The organism is Promicromonospora kroppenstedtii DSM 19349 (assembly GCF_000515355.1).
Classification (GTDB): domain Bacteria; phylum Actinomycetota; class Actinomycetes; order Actinomycetales; family Cellulomonadaceae; genus Promicromonospora; species Promicromonospora kroppenstedtii.
Map to the genome: position 1 here is coordinate 198,347 of NZ_KI911760.1, position 358 is coordinate 198,704.

Consider the following 358-nt stretch of genomic DNA (forward strand, 5'->3'; position numbering starts at 1 on the left):
CCCGGGACCAGGCGTCCGTCGGACACGGCGCGCCGCACCGCCTCGGCGAGCCAGGCGGTCAGCCCGCCGGCCGGGGCGTGGGCGGGGTCGAGCTGGAGAAAGTCGGCCCCGGGCATTTGGTCCCCTCGAACTCTGAAGTCTTGGCACTGTCAGATATACCAAAACGCGGGCAGGCTCGCGGACATGACGACCAGCACCAGCTCCGCGCCGCACGCGGGTACCCACACCGACACCCACCGGAGCAGCCCCGAGGTCCGCCGGGCGGATCGGCACGGCCCCGCCTGGACCGGCCCGCTGTTCGCTGCGCTCGGCATGTCGCTGGTGGGCAGCCAGGTGGCGGTCTCCGGCGTGCTCGCCG